Origin of the sequence: Micromonospora sp. BRA006-A, from assembly GCF_033433935.1 — a bacterium.
GTDB lineage: Bacteria > Actinomycetota > Actinomycetes > Mycobacteriales > Micromonosporaceae > Micromonospora > Micromonospora aurantiaca.
The window spans coordinates 3,900,496-3,925,714 of record NZ_JANCLW010000001.1 but is presented as its reverse complement, the minus strand read 5'-3'; the positions used below and the strand labels follow the sequence as shown (position 1 = coordinate 3,925,714).

Below are 25,219 nucleotides of genomic sequence, written 5' to 3'. Positions count from 1 at the left end.
TGTGCAAGCTCACGGTCGTGATTAGTTTGTTGACCATCCATACGAACTAATCCACTGCGCTTCCCTTCCCGAAGGGGGACCGATGACCGCGCACCACCCCGACCCGGGCTCCTCCCGCCGCCGCTTCCTCGGCCTGGTCGGCCTCGGCGTGGCCGCCACCGCCACCGGCCCGCTGCTCGCCGGCTGCTCGGAGAAGCCGGCCGGCTCCGGCGCCGCCCAGAACCTCGACGCCGTCTCCGGCCTGCTGCCCACCCGCAAGGACCTGCCCGGCGGCATCAAACCCGACATCACGGGTACGCGCCCGGTGCCCGACGGCTACACCAGCTACCCGGCGAACCTCGTCGACGCCATCACCGACAAGCCCGGCACCAGCGGCAAGCAGGTCACCGCCATGACCCCCGCGTGGGGCCCGGCGCCGCCCGGAGCCGCGCAGAGCGCCTACCTCCAGGCCGTGAACGCCGAGCTGGGCGTGCCCGTCAACTTCACCATCCAGGACGGCAACACGTACGCCGACAAGCTCAACGCGATGCTCGGCGCGCGGGACGTACCGGACCTGCTGTGCGTGCCGGGGTGGGAGGTGGAGAAGATCCCGCGCTTCGCCGAGGCGATCAAGGTGCTCTTCGAGGACCTGACCGACCACCTCAGGGGCGACGCCGCCGCCGCGTACCCGATGCTGGCGAGCTTCCCCACCGGGGCCTGGCGGCGTGCGGTGTGGAACGAGCGGATCATGTCCGTGCCCAACCCCACGGACGGCCCGTTCCCGTGGGCGCTGTTCACCCGCAAGGACGTGCTCGACGCGCGCGGCCTGGGCGTGCCGTCGAACCTGGACGACCTGCTCGCCGCGGCCAAGCAGGTCACCGACCCGGCGCGCAAGGTGTGGGCGTTCAACGACGTCTTCGCCATGATCCAGATGTTCCACAAGGTGCCGGGCCACAAGGGCGGGTGGCGGGTCAAGCCGGACGGCACACCCGAGTTCAAGTACGAGACCCCGGAGTTCCGCCGCGCGCTGGAGGTCATGGCCAAGATCTACGCGGACGGCCTGGTCCACCCGGACGTCGTGGCCAGCAAGGGCGCGGACGCCAAGCAGCTGTTCGCCAAGAACGGCGCGATCGTGTTCCTCCAGGACGGTGTCGGCTTCTGGCAGGGCGCCCAGGCCGAGCACCAGAAGACCAACCCCAAGCTGAACATCCAGCCGGTGCCGGTCTTCTCCGCCACCGGGGGCGACCCGCTGGTCTGGGGCGACGACGAGCCCATCTCCTACACGTTCGTCAAGAAGGGCCTCGGCAAGGACCGGGTCCAGGAACTGCTGCGGATCATCAACTGGTGCTCCGCGCCGCTGGGCAGCCAGGAGGCCCAGCTACGCGACTTCGGCGTGGCGGGCAAACACCACACCCCGTCGCCGAACGGTCCCGTCAAGACCGACCTGGCGTTCAAGGAGATCGCCAACCAGTACTTCTTCATCAGCGGCCGCAACCCCACCATCGGGCCGTTCCCGGACACCCCGCGCTTCGTGCCGGACGTGCTCGCGTACTCCAACGAGATGGTCAAGCACATGGAGCCCAACCCCTGGGCCGGGGTGAAGCTGGAGATGCCCGCGGCCTACAAGGCCAACCAGGTGCCCACCGAGGACAAGTTCACCGACGTGCTGCGCGGCCGCCGGCCGCTGAGCGACGTGGACGCCATCGTCGCGGAGTGGAAGGCGAACGGCGGCGAGGAGGCCCGCAGACTGCTCGCCGACTCGCTGCCCAAGGAGGGCCGGTGAACGAGCCGGCCGTCCTGGCCGGGCCCGAACGGGCCCGGCCGGACGCGCCGGCCCCACCGGGCCGCCCGCCCCGACGCCGCCCGTCCCGCCGCCGGGTGCCGCTGCGCACCCGGCTGCGCCGGGACTGGCAACTGCTCGCGATGGTGGTGCCCGGCTTCCTCATCCTGCTGATCTTCAGCTACCTGCCGATCGCCGGCAACGTGATCGCGTTCCAGGACTACAACCCCTACCTGGGCGACAACCCGTGGCAGGCGTTCCTGCACAGCGACTGGATCGGCTTCGGGCAGTTCCAGTTGCTGTTCGACGACCCGGCGTTCTGGGACGCGTTCCGCAACACGCTGGCGATCACCGCGTTCCAGCTCGTCTTCTTCTTCCCGCTGCCGATCCTGCTGGCGATCGCGCTGCACAACCTGCTGTCCAGCCGGTTGCGCGGCCTGATCCAGACGATCGTCTACCTGCCGCACTTCTTCAGCTGGGTGCTGGTGGTGACGTTCTTCGTCGCGATGCTCGGCGGCGCCGGGCTGCTCGCCCAAAGCATGCGCGAGGCCGGGATGCAACCGTGGAACGTGATGACCAACCCGGACACGTTCATCGTCCTGGTCACCGTCGAGGCGGTGTGGAAGGACGTCGGCTGGGGCACCATCGTCTTCCTCGCCGCGCTGTCCACCATCGACCAGAACCTCTACGAGGCCGCCGCAGCGGACGGCGCCGGCCGGTGGCGGCGGCTGTGGCACATCACGCTGCCCGGCCTGCGCCCGGTGATCGTGCTCCTGCTCATCCTGCGCCTGGGCGACGCGCTCTCGGTCGGCTTCGAGCAGTTCCTGCTGCAACGCGACGCCGTCGGCCGGCAGGCCGCCGAGGTGCTCGACACCTTCGTCTACCACTTCTCCATCGCCACCGGGAACTACGGCTACGGCGCGGCGGCCGGACTGTTCAAGGCCGTCATCGGGCTGGTGCTGATCCTGGCCGCGAACCGCGTGGCGCACATGCTCGGCGAACGAGGGATCTACTCGAAGTCATGACCACGCTGATCCGCCGGGCGTCCGGCACCCGATCCCGCCGGCCGGTGTGGCAGGAACCGCCCACCCCGGTCGGCCAAGGGCTCAAGGCCGTCATGCTCACCGTGCTGGTGGCGGGCGTGCTGTTCCCGCTCTGGGTGATCCTGGTGACCAGCCTCTCCTCCCGGGAGACCATCGCGCGGGCCGGCGGCCTGGTGGTCGTGCCCCGGGGGATCGACACGTCCGCGTACGAGACGATCTTCGCCGGCGGCGCGGTCACCCGGGCGCTGTGGATCAGCACGCTGGTCACCGTCTTCGGCACCGCCATCGCGCTCACGGTCACCGTGCTCGCCGCGTACGGGCTGTCCCGGCCGGGCTCGCTGGGCCACCGCTGGCTGCTGGCGTACTTCCTGATCCCGTTCCTGGTCTATCCGCCGCTGGTGCCGCGCTACCTGGTGGTCACCGGGCTGGGGCTGAAGGACACCATCTGGGCGCTGGTCCTGCCGCCGGCGATCAGCGTGTTCAACCTGGTCGTGGTGCGCGGGTTCTTCCAGGGCATCCCGTCGGAACTGCTGGACAGCGCCCGCATCGACGGCGCGAGCGACTTCCGGACGCTCGCCCGCATCGTGCTGCCGCTGTCCCGCGCGGTGATCGCCGTGGTCGGCCTGTTCTACGCGGTCAGCTACTGGAACGTCTGGTTCGACGCGCTGCTGTTCATCGACCGCAACGACATGTATCCGATCCAGCGGGTGCTCCAGAGCTACCTGCTGGCCGGGCAGGCCCCGCACACCTCGGGCGGCAGCAGCGGGGTGACCATGCCGCCGACCGAGGCGGTCAAGATGGCGGTGGTGGTGCTGACCGTCGCGCCGATCGTCGCTGTCTATCCGTTCATCCAGCGGCACTTCGTCAAGGGCGTGCTGATCGGCGCGGTGAAGGGCTGACCGGCCTGCTCAGAGCACCTGGGACAGGAAGCGTCGCAGCCGCGGGTGCTCCGGCGCCTCGAACACCGCCTCCGGTGGCCCGGCCTCCAGCACCACGCCCGCGTCCATGAACGCCACAGTGTCGGCGACGCTGCGCGCGAACCCCATCTCGTGGGTGACCACGACCATCGTCATCCCGGCGGCGGCCAGGTCCGCCATCACCGCGAGCACGCCCTTCACCAGTTCCGGATCCAGCGCGCTCGTCGCCTCGTCGAACAGCATCACCTGCGGACGCAGCGCGAGCGCCCGCGCGATGGCGACGCGCTGCTGCTGGCCGCCGGAGAGCTGCGCGGGCCGCGCGTCCGCCTTGCCGGCCAGGCCGACCAGGTCGAGCTGGGCGCGGGCCAGCGCCACCGCCTCGTCCTCGCCGAGCTTCTTCAGCTTGCGCAGCGCCAGCGTGATGTTGCGCAGCACGCTCAGGTGCGGGAACAGGTTGAACTGCTGGAACACCATGCCGACGCGCTGGCGCAGCGCGTCCGGGTCGTCGCGCAGCACGCTGCGCCCGTCCAGCAGCACGTCGCCCCGGTCCGGCTCGATCAGCCGGTTGATGGTGCGCAGCAGCGTCGACTTGCCGGAGCCGGACGGGCCGATCACGCAGGCCGCCCGGCCCCGGGCCACGTCGAGGTCCGCGCCGCGCAGCACCCGGTGCGCGCCGAAGGCCAGGTGCACGTCGCGGACGGCCAGGCTGACCGAGGTCGTGGTGGTCATCGCGGGTTCTTTCCGGACGGAGTGAGATCCGCCGGCTCGGCGTCGGGCTCGGGCTCGGGCGGCGCGGCCGGGCGGCCCTGCCGCAGGCGCCGGTCCAGCCAGTTCACCGCGTGGGTCAGCGGCACGGTCAGCACCAGGTAGAACAACCCGGCCAGCAGCAGCGCGGACTGGTTGCCGGTGTTGGCCGCGTAGTCCTGCCCGATCCGGAACAGCTCCCGCTGGCTGGCCAGCAGGCCGAGGAAGTAGACCAGGCTGGAGTCCTTGATCAGCGCGATGAGCTGGTTGACCCACGCGGGCAGCACCCGGCGTACACCCTGCGGGATGATCACCAGGCGCATCGCCTCGCCCCAGGAGAAGCCGAGCGCCCGCGCGCCCTCCAACTGGGCGGCCTCGACGCTCAGGATGCCCGCCCGGAAGATCTCACCGAGGTAGGCGGCGGCGATCAGGGACAGCGCCAGCACGCCCAGCGGATAGGGGTTCGGGCCCCACACCTGCATGCCGAGCGGCGCCAGGCCCACGCCGATGAGCAGGATGGTCGCCGCGGCCGGCAGGCCGCGGAACACGTCGGTGTAGACCCGCGCCGGCCACCGCAACCATCGGGTACGCGAGATGCCGGCGACGGCCAGCAGCATGCCCAGCACCGAGCCGAGCAGGGCGGCGGAGACCGCCAGGGTGAGCGTGTTGGGCAGCCCGACGGTGAGCATCTCGGGCAGCGCCTCGCGCATCGAGTCCCAGTCGAAGAACGTCTCCCACAGCGTGCTCAGTGGATCCATGTCCGCTCCGTCCGCCCCGCTCGTACTCGGTTACCGGTTCAGGAAGCCGCTGACGGCGACGGCACCGCCACCGACCCGCTGCCAGGCTTGAAGCCGGCCGGGATCGGCCGCCCCGGGTAGTACTCGGCCTGCAGGCGGCTCCACGTGCCGTCGGCGATGACCTCGTCGAGGCCCTTGTTCAGCGCCTCGCGCAGCTTGTCGTCGCCCTTCGCCACCGCGTACGCCGTCGGGGTGGGGCTGAGCTGCTTCGCCGCGACCTTGATCTTGCCGTTGCTGTCGGCGGCGGACTTGTCGCCGATCTCGGCCGGGGCGATCCACGCGTCAGCGGTACCGGCCTTGAGCTGGTTGATCGCGCTGTTGTAGTCCGGCACCCGCACCGGGTCGAGGTTCTGCTTGGTGGCGTAGTCGTCCTGCACGGTGCCCTGGACCACCACCACCCGCTTGCCGGCGAGCTGGTCGAAGCCGGTGATCGAGGAGCCGGCCGGCACGTCCAGGCCGAAGTAGCCGAAGTCGTAGCCGTTGCCGAAGTCGACCGTCTTCTTCCGCGCCTCGGTGATCGTGATCGAGGAGCTGCCCACGTCGAACTTGCCGCTGTTGACCTGGGCGAGAAGGCCGGAGAAGTCGGTGCCGACGAACTCCACCTTCAGGCCGATCTTGTCGGCCACGGCACGCAGCAGCTCGTTGTCGAAGCCGGTGAACTTCCCGTCGGAGAGGAAGACGTTCGGCGGGGCGTCGGTGAGCGTGCCGGCGCGGATCACGCCGGGCTGGAGCAGGCCGTACGGGTTGTCGGCCGCGGCGGTGTCGTCGTTGCCGCAGGCGGTGAGCGCGGTGACGGCGAGCAGGGCGGCCGCGCCGGCGGCGGCGGCACGGGTCAGGACGGTACGGAAACGCACGATGTCTCTCCAGAGTGGATGGACGCGCGGGGTGCGCGTCGGCGCCGGCCCGCCGGACGGACGGCCGGGCCGGAGAAGGGTGGAACGGGGAAAGGAGGGGTGGCGCTCGCTCAGCGCGCGAGGCGACAGGCGTCGCTGCACACCCGCATCAGGTCGACGTGGCGGCGCTTGACCAGCGTGAAGCGGGCCGGGTACGCGGCGACGTCGCCGGACGGGGTGGAGGGTGGTGCGGACATCGGTCTCCCTGGTCTGTTGCTGACCTGGGTGCCAGGCCACGCTTGCACCGGCGGCTGCCGGTGCCTGGTCTTCACCCGGGGCACCCCACCGCGGAGGAGGGTTGCCGGCCAGCGAGCCGGGGCTTCGCGCTGGCGCTCATGACCTGCCCAGAAGGCTAGCAGCACCGCCGCGGCGGTCGTCCAGCGGTTATGACCACCCTCACGCGCGGCACCCACCGCGGGGCCGGGACGACCGCCGCGCGGGTCCGGCCGGCGGCCAGGTTCACCCCGCCAGGGCGGCGGTGAGCCGGCGCGCCTCGGCGACAAGCCGGCTGCCGCCGCCCCGGGCCACCACGTCGGCCAGCCCCGGTACCTCGATCCGCACGCCCGTCGCGGCCGCCGTCTCCGCCGCCAGCGCCAGCAGGTCGGGCGTGCCCCGGGGCGGCGTCGGCGCGGCCAGCAGCGGCGGCAACGCCGCGGCGAGCAGCAGCCACACGCTCAGCGGGGCGCCCGCCGCCACCGCGTCGCGTAGCGGCGTGACCGCCCGGGTCAGCGTCACCTGCCCGCCGGCCGCCAGCGCGCCGAGGTGCCCGCCGGTCGCCGGCGCGTCCAGGTCACCGCCGGCGGCCAGGATCAGCACCGCGTCGAGCGCGGCCACCCGGTCCGCCTCGTGGCGAGCGCACAACCCGTAGGCCAGCGCCAGATCGAGGGCCGGTCCGCCCGCGCCCGTGCACTCGGCCAGCACCGGCAGGGCCGCGGCGTGCCCGAGGGTGTCCTCCTGCGCCGCGCCGGCCACCTCGGGCAGCAGGTGGGCGGCGACCACGCCCCGGTGGCCGGGCAGGACGGCCGGCCAGACGTCACCCCAGCCGTCGGTCCACCGGCCGATCGGCGTGGGCGTCAGGGTGAGCAGGCCGAGCCGGTCCTCGACGCCGTCCGGCGGGGTGAGCGCGACGAGCGTCCGGCCCTCGGGCAGCTGGTCGTAGCCCCAGTCGTACCCGGCCGACCGCGCCCGCCGGCCCACCGTCACCACCTGCTGCGCGGGGGCCGGCACGGCGTCGCCGCGCAGCCAGCGGGCCAGCTCGTCACCGGCCGGCGTGCGCAGCGCCGCGGCGCGTTCGGCCAGCGGCCCGTCGACGCCGGCCGGCAGGCGCAGCAGAGCCTGCGCGAGATCCCAGCGCCACACCGGACGGTCACCCAGCGCCGCCAGCCGTTCGTAGAGCGCCACCGGCTCGATCGCCCCGGTGACCGAGGTCGGCGCGGACAGCAGGCCCGGATCGTTGCGTCCGTCCAGCCGCTGCCCGATCTCGGCCAGCCGGGTGCAGGCGAGCTGGACGGGCGCGGGCCGGCGGGTGGCCGGAACCGGCGGACCACCCCGGAACGGGAGCGGCGCGCGCGGGCGGGACTCGGCCAGCAGCGTGCTCCACTGGTCGCGCCGGGTCGCCGCCTCGGCCGCGCCGCAGACGGCCAGCAGGAGCCCGTGCATCTGGACCGAGATGTTGAACACCGACCAGGGATGGTCGTACGCGCCGACCCGCTCGCGGCGCACCACAGGCAGGAGCGCCGCCGCGAGCCGTTCGCGGTCGGCGGTGCCGAGCCGGACCAGCCCGTCCATGACGCGTTCCGCCGTCAGCGCGGGCCAGCGTCGGCCGAGCGACGCCGCGACCTCCTCCACCAGTTCGTCCACGTCCTGGATCGGCGGCGGCGCGGCCGCTGCCGGCAGCGGCCGCGGCAGGTCGTCGCGGGCCTCGGCCACTGAGGCGACGGCCACCGGCCGGTGACCGTGGCGCTGCGCCAGCGTCAGCGCGCGCTCACGCAGGCCGGCGTCCGGATGGCCGGCCGCCACGGCGAGCACCGCACCGATCTCCGGGGCCCGGTCCGGGTGCTGCCGGGCCAGCCGGTCGAGCCAGGACACCTGCGCCCGGACCAGCGCCTTCTCCGGCCGGGCCAGCACCGTCCGGGCGGCCTCCCACAGCGCCTCCGGCTCGGCGACGCCACCGGCCTGCCGCAGCGTCCGCTGGGCGGCGCGGGCCACCGGCCCCGGCCCGTCGGCGAGCAGCCGCAGGTAGGCGCTCGACCGCACGGCCACCTCGTCCGGGGTCGGCGCCAGCAGGTCGTGCAGGACCAGGAACGGGCGCAGCGCGCCCGGCCGGTCGCCGCGCAACAGCCGGCCCAGGACGCCGTTGAGCAGGACCGCCCGGTCGAGCCGGCCCTCCGCGGCCAGCGCCACCAGTGCCCGGGGCACCGCCTCCGTGCCCGTACCGTCGCCGCGGGCCAGCTCGGTGCCCACCCCGTCCACCTCGAACAGGCGCGGCAACAGCGCGTCGAGGAACGGGTCCGCGCGCAGCCGGTCCACGGTCGGCGGTCGCGTCCCGCGCGGGTCCGGCCAGCCCTGCGCCGCGGCCCAGCCTCGCACGAAGTCGTCCCCGGTCGGCGGCGGAGCCTTCTCGGCCGTCAGGAGGCCGGCGACGAACCGCCAGCCCGCGACCATCCGGTCCCGGGGGAGCCGGTCGGCCAGCTTGTACGCCACGTCGGCCAGCCAGGTCACCCCGCGTTCCCGGGCGACGTCGACCGCCGGCGCCGCGTCGACGCCGTTCAGCCAGACCGAGCGGCGGCCGAGCAGCGCGGCCACCTTCGTCGGGGTGCTCAACGTCCCCACCGCTGCGACCGCCAGCGTCGCCGCCTCGCCCTGCCACCACCAGGCGTCCCGCCTGCGGCGCACGTCGGCGACCAGCTCGTCGCCGAGTGCCCGCCGGGCCGGCTCGTCCAACCCGGCCAGGGCCGACCGGACCTGCGACATCCTGCCGCGCACCACCGCCTCGACGAAGCCGGTCACGACAGCGCCCCCACCGGCGCCGCGACCATCGACACGGCCAGCGCGTGCCGGCACGGCCCCCGCTGCCCGCGGTGCCGCGCCCACCAGCGGCAGGAACAGGAGTACGCGCCGTCCGGGTGCCGGCGTACCCGGTAGGTCTCGGCGTCGGTGCGTACCGTCGCGTTCTCGCCGTCGCGCTCGACGGCGCCGCGCTCGACGAGCGCACGCGCGCCGACCAGCCGCGGGTTGTCCCGCTCCGCGCGGCCCGCGTCGTAGGGCATCACCCGGTGGAAGTACGCCCCGTCCGCCACGTCGTACCCGACCCGCCCGGCGGTGCCCAGCTGGGCGAGCGCGGCACGCACCCGCTCGTCGGGCAGCGCGGCGGCGTCGGCCAGCGCGGCGACGTCGACGGTCGGATCCCAGTTGAGCAGCGCGCCGACCAGCTCCGCGTCGTCCACCACGTCGTCACCGGCGAGCGCCGCCAGGGCGGCGCCCTCACCGGACAACCCCCGGTACGGCTCGGGGGACAGCGTCAGCGACAGCCGCAACGCCCCGGTGTCCAGCTCCCACGTGCTCGGCACGGCCGGCGACCCGGCGCGCGCCGCCGGGCCGTACACCCGCAGGGTGCGCGCGTGCCGCAGCACGCCGCGCAGCGCCGCGAGCCGGCCCGCGCCGGCCAGGCAGACAGCGCCCGGCACCGGGCGGGAGGTCAGCCGCAGCGTACGCCCGGCGGGCACCGCCCACAGCACACTGCGGTCGGTCGCGGCGGGCAGCCGGCGCAGGAACGCCGCCGCCTCCGCCGCCGCGATCTCGGCGCGCGGCTCGAAGCCGGCGGTGAGCACGTGCACCTCGGCGAAGCCGCGCAGCCAGCGGCCGGGCAGCGGCACCTTCCGCTCGACCACCGAGCCGTCCATGGTGGAGACGGTCAGGTCGTCCGGGCCGACCGCCACGTGCAGCGGCTCGATGCCGCCCACCCGGGCCAGCGCCTCCCGCAGCGGCGGGTTCACGTCCACGTTCGTGGTGCCGTGGCCGCTGATCTCGCCGTCCAGCCCGGCCGGCAGCACGTCCATCCGCGCGTACACCCCGCAGCAGCCGGAGAACGACTCGAACCGCAGACGACCGCGGCTGCCGGTGACCACCGGGTCCAGGCTGGCCGGGTTGACCGGCTGGTGGTAGCGGGTGCGAGCCACCTCGGCGACGGCGAGCAGCCCGGCCGCCGACGCGGCCGGGGCGGTGAGGAACCCGGCGAAGAAGCGCGGGTTGGCCGCCGGGCCGCCGCAGGTCTGCAGATCGAGACCGGCGGCGCGCAGCGCGGACGGCTGAAGATATCGGTACGTCTGGACGGCGTTCACGGCGCAGACCGTAGAGGGACCGACCGACAAAAGCGCGACGGTCCTGCTAGCTTCCCCTGATGTTCGCCCACGCCCTCACCGATGACGCCGAGCTGCGGCCACTGTCGCCCTGGCACGCCGACGAGTTCCTGGCCAACCTCGACCGCTGCCGCGACCACATCTCGCCCTGGGTGGGCGCGTCCTTCGTCGCCACCGACGCCGAGTCGGCGCGCAAGGTCCTCCAGGCGTACGCCGACCGGTGGGCCCGCGACGACGGCGGCATCTGGGGCATCTGGCAGCGCGGCACGCTCGTCGGCGGCGTGCTGTTCGTGTCGCTGAGCACCGAACGCGGGGTGTGCGAGGCCGGCTGCTGGCTGGAACCCGGCGCCGAGGGGCAGGGCCTGGTCACCCGCGCCGCCCGCTTCGTCATCGACTGGGCGGTGCGGGAGCGCGGCATCCACCGCGTCGAGTGGGTCACGAAAACCGGCAACGACCGCAGCGTCGCCGTCGCGCGACGGCTCGGCATGAGCCGCGACGGCGTCATGCGCGGTGCCGCACCGACGCCCGACGGCCGCGCCGATCTGGAGGTCTGGTCCGTGCTGGCGCCGGAGTGGACCGCCTGACCGCCGAAATTGTCGTACCCGGACGTGAACATCTGTCCATGGCTGTCCCCGCACTGGCCGACCAATCCCCCCAGCCGCGCGCCCTGCCGCTGCGCGAGGTCCGCACCCGGCTCACCCAGCTCGTCTCCCTGGCCGAGCTGACCGACACCGTCACAGTCGTCACCCGCGACGGCGATCCCCGGCCGGTCGCCGCGATCGTGCCCGCGTCCGCCGCCCGCACCGGCGCCCAGGCGCGCGCGGACGCCGAACGCGTCGCCGCGATCAGCGCCGGCTGGGCCCGTCGCCTGGAGGAGCTGCACCGGCAGTCCAGCCGGCGGCACGCCGCCGAGCTGCGGGCGCTGGCCGACGCGCTCGCCGAGGCGTGGGCCGAACTCGACCGCCGCGCGCCGGCCGGCGACGCGGCGCTGACCCGGCTGCGCGCCGCCCACGCCGACCTGCTGCGCCGCTGACCCGTGGCGTCCCGCCCGGTCTACGCGGGACGCCACGGGGTGCGGTCAGCTCCGGCCGCGCTCGGCCCGGTAGCGGCGGATCAGCTCGGCGGTCGACGTGTCCACGTCGGCCAGGTCCGGGTCCGGCCCGGTGAGCTTCGGCGCGAGCTGGTTGGCCATCACCTTGCCCAGCTCCACACCCCACTGGTCGAAGGCGTTGATGTCCCAGATCGCGGCCTCGGTGAACGTGATGTGCTCGTAGAGCGCGATCAGCTGACCCAGCGTCGCCGGCGTGAGCTTCGGCGCCAGGATCGAGGTGGTCGGGTGGTTGCCCGCCATCACCCGGTGTGCCACCACCTCGGGCGCGGTGCCCTCGGCCTCCACCTGCTCCCGGGTCCGCCCGAACGCCAGCGCGGCGGTCTGGGCGAAGAAGTTCGACATGAACAGGTCGTGCATGTCGCCCAGGTCGTGGTTGGGCCGGCTGAACGCGATGAAGTCCGCCGGGATCAGCCGGGTGCCCTGGTGGATGAGCTGGTAGAACGCGTGCTGCCCGTTGGTGCCCGGCTCGCCCCAGAAGATCTCCCCGGTCGGGTACGTCACCGGCGATCCGTCGACGCGTACCGACTTGCCGTTGCTCTCCATGGTGAGCTGCTGGAGGTAGGCGGGGAACCGGTGCAGGTACTGCGAGTAGGGCAGCACCGCGTGGGTCTCCGCGCCGAGGAAGTCGGTGTACCAGACGTTGAGCAGGCCGAGCAGCGCCGGCACGTTGCGCTCCACCGGCGCGGACCGGAAGTGCTCGTCGACCGCGTGGTAGCCGGCCAGCATCTCGCGGAACCGGTCCGGCCCGATCGCCAGCATCACCGACAGGCCGACCGCGGACGGCAGCGAGTAGCGCCCGCCCACCCAGTCCCAGAAGCCGAACATGTTCTCCGGGTCGATGCCGAAGTCCCGGACCCGCTGCTCGTTGGTGCTGACCGCGACGAAGTGCCGGGCCACCGCGTCGTCGTCCGCGTCCAGCCCGGCGAGCAGCCAGCGCCGCGCCTGGTCGGCGTTGGCGAGCGTCTCCTGGGTGGAGAACGTCTTGGAGACCACGACGAACAGCGTGCTCGCCGGGTCCAGGTCGGCGGTCTTGTCGTGGATGTCGGTCGGGTCGATGTTCGACACGAACCGGCAGCTGATGCCCGCGTCCCGGTACGCCTTCAGCGCCTCGTACGCCATCACCGGCCCGAGGTCCGACCCGCCGATGCCGATGTTCACGACGGTGGTGATCCGCTCGCCGGTGTGGCCCCGCCACGAGCCGGAGCGCACCCGCTGCGCGAACGTCGACATGCGGTCCAGCACGGCGTGCACGTCGGCGACCACGTCCTGGCCGTCCACGGTGAGCGACGCGTCCGCCGGCAGGCGCAGCGCGGTGTGCAGCACCGCCCGGTCCTCGGTGACGTTGATGTGCCGCCCGGCGAACATCGCCGCGATCCGGCCGGTCAGGCCGACCCGCTCGGCGAGTGCGCCGAGCAGTGCGATCGTCTCGTCGGTGACGAGGTTCTTGCTGTAGTCCACGTGCAGGTCGGCGACCTCACCGGTGAGCCGCTCACCCCGCTGCCCGTCGGCGGCGAACAGGTCGCGCAGGTGCGTGGCGCGCATCGCCTCGGCGTGCTTGCGCAGCGCCTGCCATTCGTCGGTGGTGGTGACGTCCACAGCCATCGGGTCGATCTTCTCCTTCACGACGGGCGGTCGGCCGGCGCACGCCGGCGAACCCCACAAGCCTGCCACCCGGACCGGTCGCGCGCGACGCGACCCGGCGGCGACCACCGTGCGGGCGGGTCATTCCGGTCACCGCCGCGGGACACGCCGTTGGGACACCTGTACGACACGCCGACTACTGAATGACATCCTCCGATAGCTGAACGTAGTATCCAGCGTTGCTGCCCGAACGCGTCGAGGGGGGGTGCCATGGCCGGGGTGATCCACCCACGTCCGCCGTCCGACCCGGAGGAGCCGGCCGGGGAGACGACCCTGCCCGAGCTCGTCGATCCGCACTGGATGCACCGGGCCACCGAGCTGGCCCACACCGGATTCTGGTCGGTGGCACGCCGGCTGCCCGCGTTGATCCGCGAGGCGATCAGCCTCGCCTGGGCGACCAGCCGCCGGGACACCGCCGCGTCGCTGGGCCTCAACGTCGCCGCCGGCGTGCTCACCACGCTGGGCCTGCTCGCCACCACCGGAGTGCTCCACCAGCTGTTCGCGGCCGGCCCGACACCGGACCGCATCCGGGCGGCGCTGCCCGCCCTGACGCTGGCGGCGGCCGCCGTCGCCGGGCGCGGCGCGCTGACCATCGCCGCCGGATGGGCGCAGGCCCGGCTCGTACCGCAGATCAACTTCACAGTGGAGCGGCGGCTGTTCGAGACGACCTCAGCGGTGGAGCTGGCGGCCTTCGACGACGCCGGCTTCGCCGAGGAGATGGACCGCGCCCGCGACCGCGGACTGGTCGAGGCGGGCTCCCTGGTCAACGACACGGTCAACCTGGTCACCGGCGTGGTCGGCGTGATCGCCACGGCAACCGCCGTGACGATCATCCACCCGCTTCTGCTGCCCTGCCTGATCGTGGCCGCGGCGCCGGAGGCGGTGACGGCGGTACGGATGGCCCGCCGCCAGCACGTCGACTGGCTCGCCCGGATCACCCGGCGGCGACGCAAGTGGATGCTGGGCGACCTGATGGCCAACCGGCACACGGCGGCCGAGATCCGCGCGTACCAGATGCGCGACTTCCTGCTCTCCGAGTACCACCTCATGACGCGCCTGGAGACCCGCGCCGAACTGCGCCTGGCCCGCGCGCAGACGGTCACCCGGGCGATCGGCCTGTCCATCACCGGCGTCGCCACGTTCGGGCTCTACGTGGTGCTGGGCGCGTTGCTCGTCGGGGGCGTGGTGGCACTCGCGGCCGCGGCCACCGCGCTGCTCGCGCTCCAGTCCGCGCGTACGAGCCTGCGCACCGCCATCTTCGCCACCAACTCGCTCTACGAGGACGCGCTCTACTACCAGGACTACCGCGACTTCCTCGACCGGGCGACCCGGCGGATCCCGGCCGGCGGGCACCTGCCTGTCGACGGGTTCACGCGCATCGACGTCGACCGGGTCAGCCTGCGCTACCCGGACACCGACAGCGCGGCGGTCGACGAGGTCAGCCTCACGTTCCGGCGCGGTGAGGTGATCGCGCTGGTGGGGGAGAACGGCTCCGGCAAGACCACGCTCGCCAAGCTGATCGCCGGCCTGTACCGACCCACCGGCGGCACGATCCGCTGGGACGGCGTGGACGCCGCCGAGTTGGACCCACGCCAGACCGCCGCCCAGGTCGCGGTGATGAGCCAGGACTGGTGGAGGTTCCCGTTCACCGCCCGGCAGAACATCCGCGTCGGCCGCCACGACCGCGCCGGCGCGCAGGGACCCAGCGTGGAGACCGCCGCCCGCGACGCCGCCGCCCACGACATGATCAGCGAGCTGCCGTTCGGGTACGACACTCTGCTGGACCGGCAGTTCAAGGACGGCCAGGACCTGTCCGGCGGGCAGTGGCAGCGGCTGGTGGCCGCACGCGGCCTCTACCGCGACGCCCGGCTGCTGATCTGCGACGAGCCGTCCGCAGCGCTGGACGCGCGTGCCGAGCACGCCCTCTTCCAGCACCTGCGGCGACACCCGGACCGGGCCGTCGTGCTGATCACCCACCGGCTCGCGAACGTCCGGCACGCCGACCGGATCTTCGTGATGGACCACGGCCGGCTCGTGCAGTCAGGCGACCACGACACGCTGATGGCGCAGGGTGGGCTCTACCGCGAGCTGTTCGAGTTGCAGGCGGCCGGCTATCTCGCCGGCAGCGCGGAATCCGCCGACGGTTGACCTCCAGCGCACTCGAACTCCTACCGTGACCGGACCGCGCGCCACCCGGCCGGCGCGGCAATCCAGGGAGTTCACATGCGCTATCGCGTCCTCGGCGGCACCGGCATCGAGGTCAGCGTCCACTGCCTCGGCACCATGATGTTCGGCGCGGTCGGCAACCCCGACCACGACGACTGCGCCCGGACCGTCCACAGGGCACTCGATCAGGGGATCAACTTCGTGGACACCGCCGACATGTACTCGGCCGGCGAGTCGGAGGAGATCGTCGGCAAGGCCCTGCGCGGCCGCCGCGACGACGTGGTGCTCGCCACGAAGGTCCACTTCCCGATGGGGGAGGGGCCCAACCGGGGCGGCAACTCGCGACGCTGGATCGTCCGGGCGGTCGAGGACAGCCTGCGCCGGCTGGGCACCGACTGGATCGACCTCTACCAGGTACACCGTCCCGACCACACCACCGACGTCGAGGAGACGCTCGGCGCGCTCACCGACCTGGTCCGGGCCGGGAAGATCCGCGCGTTCGGCTGCTCGACCTTCCCGGCCGAGGAGATCGTGGAGGCGCACCACGTCGCCGAGCGGCGGGCGCTCGCCCGGTTCCGCACCGAGCAGCCGCCGTACTCGATCCTGGCGCGCGGCATCGAGACGTCGGTGCTGCCGGTCTGCCGCCGCTACCGGATGGGTGTGCTGGTGTGGAGCCCACTGGCCTCCGGGTTCCTGTCCGGCCGGTACCGGCAGGGCCGGCCCGTCGACCTCGGCGCGGGCCGCCCGGCGCTCACCCCGGCCCGGTTCGACCCGGCGCTGCCGGGCAACACCGCCAAGTACGCCGCCGTGGAGGACCTGGTCGCGCTCGCCGGCGAGGTGGGTTGCACGCTGCCGCAGCTCGCCGTGGCGTTCACCGCCGCGCACCCGGCGGTCACCTCGACCATCGTCGGGCCGCGCACCATGGACCAGTTGGACGCGCTGCTGGCCGGGGCGGAGCTGACGCTCGACGACGCGGTGCTGGACCGGATCGACGAGATCGTCCCGCCGGGCACGAACCTCTACCAGCCCGACGGCGCCTGGTCCCCGCCCACGCTGACCGACCCGTCCCACCGCCGCCGCCCTCTCCCCGAGCGGGCCGCCGCCTGACCCACGTGTTTCCCGCCCGCCCGGTCCCGCCCGCTCACCCGCCCTTCCGTCCGTCCCGCCTCCGTCCCGACCCTCGGCTCCCCGGCTCGTCGATCATGGGCTTCCTGCCCCGGCGAAGAGCGCGAACCGGACATCCGAGGGTCCGAAACCGCAAGATCGACGGGGCGGGGCGGGGCGGGGCGAGGCGAGGCGAGGCGAAGGGGAGGGCGGGCAGGGGAACTGCGTCGACAGGGGACGGCTGCGGAATCACACTGGGCCTGTGGAACATCGCGATCTTGTTCGGGTGAGCAAGCGGCTGTCGCTGGCGTTGCGGCACCGGCCCGACGCGTACGGGCTGCGACTCGACCGGGCCGGCTGGGTGCCTGTGGCCGACGTGCTCGCCGGGCTGAGGATCAGCCGAGCCCAACTGGACGCCGTGGTAGCGGGCAACGACAAGCAGCGCTTCGCGGTGGAGGCCGGTCCGGACGGGGCCGACCGGATCCGCGCCAACCAGGGGCACTCCGTGCCGGTCGACCTCGGCCTCACCCCGGCCGCGCCGCCGTCCCGGCTGTTCCACGGCACCGGCGAGGCCGTGCTGGACGCGATCCGGGCGCAGGGGCTGCGCCGGGGCGGGCGGCACCACGTACACCTGTCGGCTGATGTGGCGACGGCCCGGCGCGTCGGTGCGCGCCGGGGCGGCGCGGTGGTGGTGCTGACCGTGGACGCGGCGGCGATGGCCGAGGCCGGGTACCTGTTCTACCGCTCGGCGAACGGGGTGTGGCTCACCGACACCGTGCCGCCGCCCTACCTCAGCACCACCTGAGCGGCGGTCAGCAGGCGGTCACCGGGTGGGCCACCACGGCGTCGAACAGGTACGCGAGGTCGTTCGGCGCGGCCCGGTCGGGCTGGACGGCGCCGGTGCAGTCGGTGGCGCGGGCACGCAGCACGTGCCGGCCCGCGGCCGGGGGGCGCCACCGGACGGTCCAGCGCTGCCAGGCGCCGCCCCGGTCGGCGGCGACCAGGTCGGCGGGGCGCCATCCGTCGCCGGTGTCCACCTCGACGTGGGTGATCGGGCCGTTGCCGGACCAGGAACGGCCGGTGAGCATCGTCTCCTCGCCGACCGGCACCCGGGCGTCCCAGGACAGCTCGAACGCGCTGCGGACCGGCTGGGCGGTGAGCACGGTGCCGTCGGCCGGGTGACCGGGGCCGAACATGCGGTAGAACTGCGTGTTCCACGGCGAGAACAGGGGAGTGGTGGAGACCTCGATCGCCCCGACCCACTTGATCGAGGAGACGCCGACCCAGCCGGGCACCACGACGCGCACCGGGAAGCCGTGGTCGGGGGGTAGCGGCTCGCCGTTCATCTCGTACGCCAGCAGCACGTCGTCGAGCGCCTTCGCTACCGGCATGGGTCGGCGTACCCGGCCGAGGTTGACGCCGCCGCTGACGTAGTCCGGGTCGAGGCCCTCGGGCATCACGTCGACCGCCTCGTCACGCAGTCCGGCCAGGCGCAGCACCGTGCCGAGCGGCACGCCCCGCCACCGGGCCACGCCGACGCTGCCCAGCCCCCACGCCACGCCCGGGGTCGGCTCGTCCTGCTGCTCGGCGAAGTAGCGCCGCCCGTTGCCGGCGCACTCCAGCAGCGCCGCGTGCTCCTCGGCGGGCAGCCGGCGCAGCTCGTCGAGGTCGAACTCGACCGCGTCGTCCCGGGTCGGCGCGCCGCGCAGGCCGTCGCCGAACAGGCGCAGCCGCCAGGTGGCCGCGTCCAGGTGCGGGGTGACGGTGTGGTTGCGGACGAAGAAGCGGTCGATCGGGACCACGTACCCCTGGCCGGCCATCGACGGCCAGCGCATCTCGGCGTTGGTGTCCAGCGGGCGCAGCAGGTCCGCCGGCAGCGGCTTGACGATCGGCGCGCCGGGGTCGACGCCGACCGGCGCGGACGCCACCGCGACCGGCTCGCGCTCCGCGGCGGCGGCGGTCACCGCGGCCATCGCCGCGCCCACCTCCAGCAGCCGGTCGCGGTCGACGCCCGGACCGTGTGCCTGCCCGGCGAGCCACTGCCGGCTCCGGTCGGCGTCGTGGACGGCTTCGGCGGGGGACGGGGACTGACTCACTGCTGACCTCCGGGGTAGGCGACGCTGCCTTTCCTATTCAATCAGTAGGACTTTTCATCGATCCCTCGCAGGTGGGCGGCGGCCCGGCCGTCAGCCGGCGGGTACGCCGAGTCGGTCGAGCAGGTGGCGGCGCAGCGCGCCGAGGGCCGGGTCGTCGGGGCTCGGGGACGGGCCGAGGCGTACCGGCACCTCCTCGGCGATCACGCCGTCGTCGAGCAGGAGGACGCGGTCGGCCAGCAGCAGCGCCTCCTCCACGTCGTGGGTGACGAGCAGCGCGGCGAAGCCGTGCTGGGCGCGCAGCCGCCGCAGCAGCCCCTGCATGCGCAGCCGGGTCAGCGCGTCCAGCGCGCCGAACGGCTCGTCCAGCAGCAGCAGGTCCGGTTCGCGGACCAGCGCGCGGGCCACCGCTACCCGCTGCGCCTGCCCGCCGGACAGTTCGGCCGGCCAGGCCCGGCCCCGGTCGGCGAGCCCCACCTCGGCCAGCGCGCGGCCGACCCGGTCGCCCACGTCCGGCCCGGTCAGGCCGAGCGCCACGTTGTCCGCCACCCGCTTCCACGGCAGCAGCCGGTGCTCCTGGAACACCACCGCGGCGGTGCCGTGCACCGCGTGCTCGCCGCCCGCGTCGCCGTCGAGCCCGGCCAGCACGCGCAGCAGCGTGCTCTTGCCGGAGCCGCTGCCGCCGAGCAGCGCCACCGTCTCCCCGGCGGCGATGGTCAGGTCGACACCGGCCAGCACCACCGCCGGGCCGAACGCCCGGGTCACCGCGCGTGCGGTGAGCACCGGCCCGGTCAGGTCGCGCGCAGTCCGCGTCGCCACGCCAGCGTCCTCCTCTCCGCGTACCGGATGAGCAGGTCGGAGGCCAGCCCCAGCAGCGCGTAGACGAGCAGGCCGAGCACCACCACGTCGGTCTGGCTGAACTCGCGCGCCTCCATCATCAGGAAGCCGACGCCGGTCTGCGCGTTCACCTGCTCGCCGACGACCAGGCTGAGCCAGGCCGCGCCGATGGCCAGCCGCAGCCCGAGGAACAGCGCCGGCAGCGCGCCGGGCAGCACCACGTGCCGCAGGCGGGCCGCCGCGCCGAGACCGCAGGTACGCGCCGCCTCCACCAGCCGCTCGTCGATGTCGCGGATGCCGGCGTACGTGTTGAAGTAGATCGGGAAGAACGCGCCGAGCGCGACCAGCGTGACCTTCAGCGACTCGCCGATGCCGACCCAGATGATCAGCAGCGGCACCAGGCCCAGGTGCGGCAGCATCCGGGCCATCTGCACCGGCGGGTCGACCAGGTCGTCGCCGAGGCGCAGCAGCCCGGCCGCCGCGCCGAGCACCAGCGCCAGGCCGCCGCCGATGAGCAGGCCGAGCGCGGCGCGGGTGAGCGAGTCGAGCAGGTGCACGCCGAGCGTCCCGTCGCGCGCCAGCCGCCACCCGGTCGCGAGCACCGCGCTGGGCGCGGGCAACTTCTCCGCGGCGAGCAGCCCGGTGCGCGCGGCGGCCTCCCAGGCGAGCACCAGCACGACCGGGCTCGCCGCGCGCCGCCACCGCCGCGACGCGCGGGCCCGCGACCGCCGCGGCCTCACCCGATCGGGTACGGCAGGCGCGGTCGCCTCGGCCAGCGCCGGACCGCTCACTGGAACGCCTCGTTGAACCGGCCGTCCACCCGGCCGGCGATGTCGACCGGTCCGGGCACCAGCTTGAGCTCCACGAAGCTGTCCGCGATGGCCTGCAACTCCGCGCCGATCTCCGGGGTGACCGGGGCGAGCGGCTTGGCGCTGCGGGCCAGCGCCCGGGTGGTCACGTCGAGCGGGATCTTCAGCTCCGGTGCGAGGACGGCGGCCCGCTCGGACGGGTGGGCGATGCCCCAGTCGGTGGTCTGCCGGTACGTGTCCAGGAACGCCCGTACGTCAGCGGTGCGGTTCTTCACCGCGTCCGGGGCGGCCAGCACATACTCGCGGTTACCGGCCAGGCCGGTGGCGTCGGCGAGTACCCGTACGCCGGGCTGCTCGGCCAGCGCGAAGTACGGGTCCCAGATGATCCACGCGTCGACCTGCCCGTTGTCGAACGCGGGCCGCCCCTCGGCGGGCTTGAGGTACTTCACCTTGATGTCGGCGAGCGTCATCTTGTTCGCCTCCAGCAGCTTGACCAGCAGCCAGTGCACGTTGGAGCCCTTGTTCAGCGCGACCGTCCTGCCGCGCAGGTCGGCGAATCCCCGGTACGGGCTGTCCGCCTTGACCAGCACCGCCTCGCCCTGCGGGATCGGCTGGGAGGTACCGACCACGGAGAAGGGGATCTTCCCGGCGGCGGCGAAGACCGGCGGCGCCTCGCCGACCTGGCCGATGTCGATCGAGCCGGCCTTGAGCGCCTCGGTCAGCGCCGGCCCGCTCTCGAACAGCGACCAGGTGACGTTCTTCGCGTCGCCGCGCGCCTTGACCAGGCTGAGCCCGCCGAAGCGCTGGTAGCCGATGCGCAGCGGGCCGTCGCCGCCGCCGCTGGCGTCGGCCGCCTCGCCGCCGCAGGCCGTCAGCGCCGTCGCGGCGAGCAGCGCGAGGGTGGTGAGCAGCGCGGCCAGCGGCCGGCGGCGGGATCTGGGGGTACGCATGGCGACTCCTCGGTCAGGGATGGGCCCGGCCGTCGGCGGGCGACAGCAACCTACCAACCCGATAGGTTTTATGGGTAGTGTGTCGGTGTGGTCGTCCCACCACTCAGGAGGCGACCCGCCCCATCCCGCACCGGAGGTACACCATGTCGCTCACCTTCCACTGGTTCCTGCCGACCTACGGCGACAGCCGGGACATCGTGGGCGGCGGACACGGCGTACCGGTCGGCACCGCCGGTGGCGCGCGGCCCGCGAGCGTCGCGTACCTGGGGCAGATCGCCCGTACCGCCGAGCAGCTCGGCTTCGCCGGGGCGCTCACCCCCACCGGCGCCTGGTGCGAGGACGCCTGGCTGACCACCGCCATGCTCACCGAGGTCACCGAGCGGCTGAAGTTCCTCGTCGCGTTCCGGCCCGGCCTGCTCTCACCCACCCTCGCCGCGCAGATGGCCTCCACCTTCCAGCGCCTGTCCGGCGGGCGCCTGCTGCTCAACGTGGTCACCGGCGGCGAGTCCGCCGAGCAGCGCGCGTACGGCGACTTCCTGGACAAGGACGCCCGCTACGCGCGTACCGGCGAGTTCCTGCACGTGGTGCGGGCGCTGTGGCGCGGCGAGACGGTCGGCCACGACGGCGCCCACGTGCGGGTCGAGGGCGCCCGGCTCAGCCGGGTGCCCGACCCGGTGCCGCCCGTCTACTTCGGCGGATCCTCCGGTGCGGCCGGGCCGGTGGCGGTCCGGCACAGCGACGTGTATCTGACCTGGGGCGAGCCGCCCGCGCAGGTGGCCGGCAAGCTGGACTGGATCCGCGGGCTCGCCGCCGATGCCGGTCGCGAGCTGCGGTACGGCATCCGGCTGCACGTGATCAGCCGCGACACCGCCGAGGAGGCGTGGGCCCAGGCCCGCAAGCTGCTCGACGGCATCCCCGAGGCCGACGTGCGCGCCGTGCAGGAAGGGCTGCGGCGCAGCGAGTCCGAGGGGCAGCGGCGGATGCTCGACCTGCACGGCGGCTCCCGCGACGGGCTGGAGGTCTCGCCGAACCTGTGGGCCGGGTTCGGGCTGGTACGCGGCGGCGCGGGCACCGCGCTCGTCGGCAGCCACACCGAGGTCGCCGACCGGATCGCCGAGTACCACGCGCTCGGCCTGGACGAGTTCATCCTCTCCGGCCACCCGCACCTGGAGGAGGCTTACTGGTTCGGTGAGGGCGTGCTGCCGATCCTGCGGCGGCGCGGGCTGTGGCGGCACCCGGCGGGGGAACCGGCCGTCGAGGCACCGGCCGCCGTGCCGTTCTCACCCCAGCCGGTCCCGGCGGGCGGCTGACCGCGCCGCGGCCGTTGCCGGCTGAGCCGGCCGGGGCGTCCGGCGCTGGCGGGTCGCCTCGGTCAGGGCCGGGCGCTGCCCGGGTCGCCTCGGTCAGAGCGGGCGTTGCCCGGGTCGCCTAGGTCAGAGCGGGCGTTGCCCGGCGAGGAAGTCGGCGAGCACCCGGCTGTGGGTGGAGAAGGCCAGCTCGACCGGATCGGTGAGCACCAGCCACTCGGTGGCCTCCTCGGTCGGCGCCGACGGCGGCAGGTCGCCGACCGGCCGCTCGGGCAGCACCCCGAAGACCATCATGGTGCCGCCGGCCGGGGCGCCGTGCACCGCGAACAGCCGCGCCTCGCCGGCCTCGGCCCGCAGCCCGGTCTCCTCGCGCAGCTCACGGACGAGCGCCTCGGACCACTCCTCGCCGTACTCGATGAAGCCGCCCGGCAGCGCGAGCTGCCCCCGGGCCGGTTCGATGTCGCGGCGTACCACCACCACGCCGAGTCCTTCCGGCGTGCGGACCGGCAGCACCGCCACCGCCACCGGCAGCGGATTACGCCACACCGTCTCCCCGCAGGAGGAACAGACGCGTGGCCAACCGGCGTCCGCCGGGTAGGCCGCGCCGCAGAACGAGCAGTGCGAGTACGCGGTCACGCCGCAGCACGTTACCCGCACCTGCCGCCCGAGGTCAGGCGTCACCCCCTCGGCCGGCGAGCGTGGCGCGCGCCTCCATCAGGGCGAACCCGAGCAGGTTGCCGCCCCGCCAGGTCGCCGGGTCGGCGGCACGCGGGTCGTCGGCGGTCAGGCCGATGCCCCAGACCCGGTCGGTCGGACTGGCCTCCACCAGCACCCGGTCGCCGGTGCCGAGCAGGAATCGCCGTAACGCCTCGTCCTGCGAGAACTTGGCGACGCTGCCGGCCACCACGATCTCGTAGCGGCGGGCCACCCAGGTCGCCTCGTCGAAGTCGCGGACCTGCCGGCCGAGCGCCTTGGCCCGGTGCGGATGCCCGGCGGCCAGCACCCGCTCGGCGATCGCGTGGTCGCCGAACAGGGTGGCCTTGTGCCACATCATCCAGTGCTCGGCGGTGGCGAACTCCCGGCCGTCCACGGTGAACGCCGACGGCCACCACTGGCTCAGGCAACTCGCGCCGATGCTGCCGTCACGCCGTGGCCGGTGCCCCCAGAAGTGCAGGTACTTGACCGTCTGACCCGCGTCGAGCGCAGTGGTCAGGTCGGTGACGGAGCGGATCGGCATGCCCCGCAGTCTGCCCCACCCCACCGACATCCCACCGCCGCATTTCGCCCCGGGGACGGCACACCGACGTCACCGTCCACCACGGACATCTCCGTCCGGCCCCGCCCTCCCCGCCCGCTGCCTCGGCTCGTCCGCTCACGTCGACGTTCCGACCACGCGCGCCTCGCGACGTCGAGCCACATTCGCCTGCCCGAGCCGGCCGCGCATCTTGACTGCAGAGAAGGCCGTCCCGCATCACGAGATCCTGAGAGATCTTGGTACGAAAGTGCCCCTATGAGGGCCATTTCCTACCAAGATCTCCAAGACCTGGGCCGCCCTCATAGTCGATCTTGCGCTTTGGTGCCCCTCATAACGCGCCTATCGGACATTCTGCGGGCGCAAAGTGCAAGATCGACGGGGAGAGGGGGGCGGGGGGCGGGGCGGGGGGTCAGGGAGTGGGGGCGCCTGTGTAGAACGCGGTTACCCGGTCGCCTGCCGTGTGGGCCTGCTCGGTGGGAGTGCCGGCCTCGATGCTTGCCGTCGTCCAGCTTCTGCTGGACTCGGTGACGAAGCGCAGGCCCTCGGGTGAGGCCATCCAGTCGGCTGCGGTGGCCGGATCGACGCCCGTACCGTCGGCGGCGAAGTGGGAGGCCAGGCCGACCAGCGCCAGATCCCAGCCGATGCCGACGGCGCCCGGACCGTACTCGGTCCACCGCTGGTCGTCGACGTGCGCGACGTGTTCCAGCTCGAAACGGGTGCGACCGGGGCCGGCCTCGTGCAGCCGCACCTCGATCCAGCTCACCTCGCCGCCGAACTCCCAGGTCGCGGCGAACCCGTGCGGCGGGTCGCAGCGCTCGACGGTGCCGCCCGCGTTGCCCTCCAGCTGGTAGCGGCCACCGAGACTCAGGTCGCCGGAGACCGGCAGGAACCAGCGGGGTATCCGTTCCGGGTTGGTGCAGGCGTCGAAGACGTCGGCGACGGGCGCGCCGTACGTCTGGGCGATGGTGAGCACCCGCGCCTGCCCGGCGGGCAGCGTACGGTCGCCGATGCGGCGCTCGACGGCGCTGATCTGTCCGGTCACGTCGATCATGGGTCGGTCCTCTCGTCGTCGGTGTCGTCTGCGCGCAGTCGTCGTTCGCGGCGGCCCCGGGCCAGCTCGGTGGCGAGCGCCGCCAGTGGCGGCGTCCAGAAGCGGCGGAACCCGTCCAACCACGCGTCGATCTCGCGCAGCGGGCCGGGATCCACGGCGTAGAGGCGGCGGGTGCCCTCGGCGCGCACCGTGGTGAAGCCGTGCTCGCGCAGCACCTTGAGGTGCTGGGAGACGGCGGGCTGGCTGATGCCGAACTCGCGCCGCACGGTCTCGCCGAGCGCGCCGGCGGGCTGCTCGCCGTCGGCGAGCAGCTCCAGGATCCGGCGCCGGACCGGGTCGCCGAGAACGTCGAAGGCGTGCACGACCCCTTTTTATCACGAGCGC

24 protein-coding genes and 1 riboswitch are annotated in these 25,219 nt (G+C 73.7%); of the genes, 9 read left to right on the top strand and 15 right to left on the bottom strand.

The window, feature by feature from the left end:
* Positions 1–82 precede the first annotated feature (82 nt).
* The 3 genes from NMK34_RS17915 to NMK34_RS17905 are packed head-to-tail and all read left to right on the top strand — an operon-like array spanning position 83 to position 3,701.
* Entirely contained in the window at positions 83–1,762 is a 1,680-nt protein-coding gene (locus NMK34_RS17915) for an extracellular solute-binding protein (protein WP_318334388.1), read from the top strand.
* Positions 1,759–2,784: an ABC transporter permease gene (locus NMK34_RS17910; RefSeq protein WP_318334387.1), complete on the top strand. Its 1,026-nt coding sequence runs from the start codon at positions 1,759–1,761 to the stop codon at positions 2,782–2,784. The genes NMK34_RS17915 and NMK34_RS17910 overlap by 4 nt, the downstream gene beginning before the upstream one ends.
* Positions 2,781–3,701 (top strand): carbohydrate ABC transporter permease, encoded by a 921-nt coding sequence (locus NMK34_RS17905; protein ID WP_318334386.1) that lies wholly within the window; start codon positions 2,781–2,783, stop codon positions 3,699–3,701. Before NMK34_RS17910 ends, NMK34_RS17905 begins: the two co-directional genes overlap by 4 nt.
* A gap of 9 nt (positions 3,702–3,710) precedes the next feature.
* On the opposite strand, the gene NMK34_RS17900 is transcribed toward NMK34_RS17905, so the two are convergent.
* The 6 genes from NMK34_RS17900 to NMK34_RS17875 all read right to left on the bottom strand — a co-directional run bounded on the left by NMK34_RS17900 (position 3,711) and on the right by NMK34_RS17875 (position 10,493).
* Positions 3,711–4,448 carry an amino acid ABC transporter ATP-binding protein gene (locus tag NMK34_RS17900; RefSeq protein ID WP_318334385.1) on the bottom strand — a complete coding sequence of 246 codons (738 nt, stop codon included), beginning with the start codon at positions 4,446–4,448 and terminating at the stop codon, positions 3,711–3,713.
* Positions 4,445–5,221, bottom strand: a complete 777-nt coding sequence (locus NMK34_RS17895) for an amino acid ABC transporter permease (RefSeq protein ID WP_318334384.1) — start codon at positions 5,219–5,221, stop codon at positions 4,445–4,447. The genes NMK34_RS17900 and NMK34_RS17895 overlap by 4 nt, the downstream gene beginning before the upstream one ends.
* Before the next feature lie 38 nt (positions 5,222–5,259).
* Positions 5,260–6,114, bottom strand: a complete 855-nt coding sequence (locus tag NMK34_RS17890) for an ABC transporter substrate-binding protein (protein ID WP_318334383.1) — start codon at positions 6,112–6,114, stop codon at positions 5,260–5,262.
* A 110-nt stretch (positions 6,115–6,224) separates the two neighbouring features.
* The gene (locus tag NMK34_RS17885) at positions 6,225–6,350 is read right to left on the bottom strand and encodes a hypothetical protein (protein ID WP_318334382.1); all 126 of its coding nucleotides are present in this window, start codon (positions 6,348–6,350) and stop codon (positions 6,225–6,227) included.
* 33 nt (positions 6,351–6,383) lie between these two features.
* Positions 6,384–6,494: riboswitch (SAM riboswitch) on the bottom strand.
* A gap of 118 nt (positions 6,495–6,612) precedes the next feature.
* A complete protein-coding gene (locus tag NMK34_RS17880; RefSeq protein ID WP_318334381.1) occupies positions 6,613–9,162 on the bottom strand; it encodes a hypothetical protein in 2,550 nt (849 codons plus the stop codon).
* Entirely contained in the window at positions 9,159–10,493 is a 1,335-nt protein-coding gene (locus tag NMK34_RS17875) for an SWIM zinc finger family protein (RefSeq protein WP_318334380.1), read from the bottom strand. The genes NMK34_RS17880 and NMK34_RS17875 overlap by 4 nt, the downstream gene beginning before the upstream one ends.
* Positions 10,494–10,552: 59 nt before the next feature.
* On the opposite strand from NMK34_RS17875, the gene NMK34_RS17870 reads away from it, so the two are divergent.
* Positions 10,553–11,095, top strand: coding sequence for a GNAT family protein (locus NMK34_RS17870; RefSeq protein ID WP_318334379.1), 543 nt, complete (start codon positions 10,553–10,555; stop codon positions 11,093–11,095).
* A 38-nt stretch (positions 11,096–11,133) separates the two neighbouring features.
* A complete protein-coding gene (locus NMK34_RS17865; protein WP_318334378.1) occupies positions 11,134–11,544 on the top strand; it encodes a type II toxin-antitoxin system Phd/YefM family antitoxin in 411 nt (136 codons plus the stop codon).
* 45 nt (positions 11,545–11,589) lie between these two features.
* Here the strand turns inward: NMK34_RS17865 and pgi are convergent, their stop codons facing one another.
* On the bottom strand, positions 11,590–13,224 hold the full coding sequence (pgi, locus tag NMK34_RS17860) for a glucose-6-phosphate isomerase (protein ID WP_318334377.1): 1,635 nt from the start codon (positions 13,222–13,224) through the stop codon (positions 11,590–11,592).
* A gap of 249 nt (positions 13,225–13,473) precedes the next feature.
* Between pgi and NMK34_RS17855 the strand changes: the two genes are divergently transcribed.
* The 3 genes from NMK34_RS17855 to NMK34_RS17845 all read left to right on the top strand — a co-directional run bounded on the left by NMK34_RS17855 (position 13,474) and on the right by NMK34_RS17845 (position 17,338).
* Positions 13,474–15,411 (top strand): ABC transporter ATP-binding protein, encoded by a 1,938-nt coding sequence (locus NMK34_RS17855; protein ID WP_318334376.1) that lies wholly within the window; start codon positions 13,474–13,476, stop codon positions 15,409–15,411.
* A gap of 75 nt (positions 15,412–15,486) precedes the next feature.
* Entirely contained in the window at positions 15,487–16,536 is a 1,050-nt protein-coding gene (locus tag NMK34_RS17850) for an aldo/keto reductase (RefSeq protein WP_318334375.1), read from the top strand.
* A gap of 259 nt (positions 16,537–16,795) precedes the next feature.
* Positions 16,796–17,338, top strand: coding sequence for an RNA 2'-phosphotransferase (locus NMK34_RS17845; protein WP_318334374.1), 543 nt, complete (start codon positions 16,796–16,798; stop codon positions 17,336–17,338).
* 7 nt (positions 17,339–17,345) lie between these two features.
* Here the strand turns inward: NMK34_RS17845 and NMK34_RS17840 are convergent, their stop codons facing one another.
* The 4 genes from NMK34_RS17840 to NMK34_RS17825 all read right to left on the bottom strand — a co-directional run bounded on the left by NMK34_RS17840 (position 17,346) and on the right by NMK34_RS17825 (position 21,222).
* A complete protein-coding gene (locus NMK34_RS17840; RefSeq protein WP_318334373.1) occupies positions 17,346–18,629 on the bottom strand; it encodes a sulfite oxidase in 1,284 nt (427 codons plus the stop codon).
* Positions 18,630–18,719: 90 nt separating this feature from the next.
* The gene (locus NMK34_RS17835) at positions 18,720–19,445 is read right to left on the bottom strand and encodes an ABC transporter ATP-binding protein (RefSeq protein ID WP_318334372.1); all 726 of its coding nucleotides are present in this window, start codon (positions 19,443–19,445) and stop codon (positions 18,720–18,722) included.
* Positions 19,418–20,254 (bottom strand): ABC transporter permease, encoded by an 837-nt coding sequence (locus NMK34_RS17830; protein WP_318334371.1) that lies wholly within the window; start codon positions 20,252–20,254, stop codon positions 19,418–19,420. The genes NMK34_RS17835 and NMK34_RS17830 overlap by 28 nt, the downstream gene beginning before the upstream one ends.
* Positions 20,251–21,222: a sulfonate ABC transporter substrate-binding protein gene (locus tag NMK34_RS17825; protein WP_318334370.1), complete on the bottom strand. Its 972-nt coding sequence runs from the start codon at positions 21,220–21,222 to the stop codon at positions 20,251–20,253. The genes NMK34_RS17830 and NMK34_RS17825 overlap by 4 nt, the downstream gene beginning before the upstream one ends.
* Before the next feature lie 143 nt (positions 21,223–21,365).
* Here NMK34_RS17825 and NMK34_RS17820 point away from each other — a divergent pair, with 143 nt between their 5' ends.
* Positions 21,366–22,532 (top strand): LLM class flavin-dependent oxidoreductase, encoded by a 1,167-nt coding sequence (locus NMK34_RS17820; protein WP_318334369.1) that lies wholly within the window; start codon positions 21,366–21,368, stop codon positions 22,530–22,532.
* A gap of 123 nt (positions 22,533–22,655) precedes the next feature.
* On the opposite strand, the gene NMK34_RS17815 is transcribed toward NMK34_RS17820, so the two are convergent.
* From NMK34_RS17815 to NMK34_RS17800, 4 genes are all read right to left on the bottom strand, one after another.
* Entirely contained in the window at positions 22,656–23,165 is a 510-nt protein-coding gene (locus NMK34_RS17815) for an NUDIX domain-containing protein (protein WP_318334368.1), read from the bottom strand.
* A 34-nt stretch (positions 23,166–23,199) separates the two neighbouring features.
* The gene (locus tag NMK34_RS17810) at positions 23,200–23,796 is read right to left on the bottom strand and encodes an NADAR family protein (RefSeq protein WP_412098897.1); all 597 of its coding nucleotides are present in this window, start codon (positions 23,794–23,796) and stop codon (positions 23,200–23,202) included.
* Positions 23,797–24,193: 397 nt separating this feature from the next.
* Entirely contained in the window at positions 24,194–24,835 is a 642-nt protein-coding gene (locus NMK34_RS17805; RefSeq protein WP_318334366.1) for an SRPBCC family protein, read from the bottom strand.
* A complete protein-coding gene (locus tag NMK34_RS17800) occupies positions 24,832–25,197 on the bottom strand; it encodes an ArsR/SmtB family transcription factor (RefSeq protein WP_318334365.1) in 366 nt (121 codons plus the stop codon). The genes NMK34_RS17805 and NMK34_RS17800 overlap by 4 nt, the downstream gene beginning before the upstream one ends.
* Between the last annotated feature and the right edge of the window lie 22 nt (positions 25,198–25,219).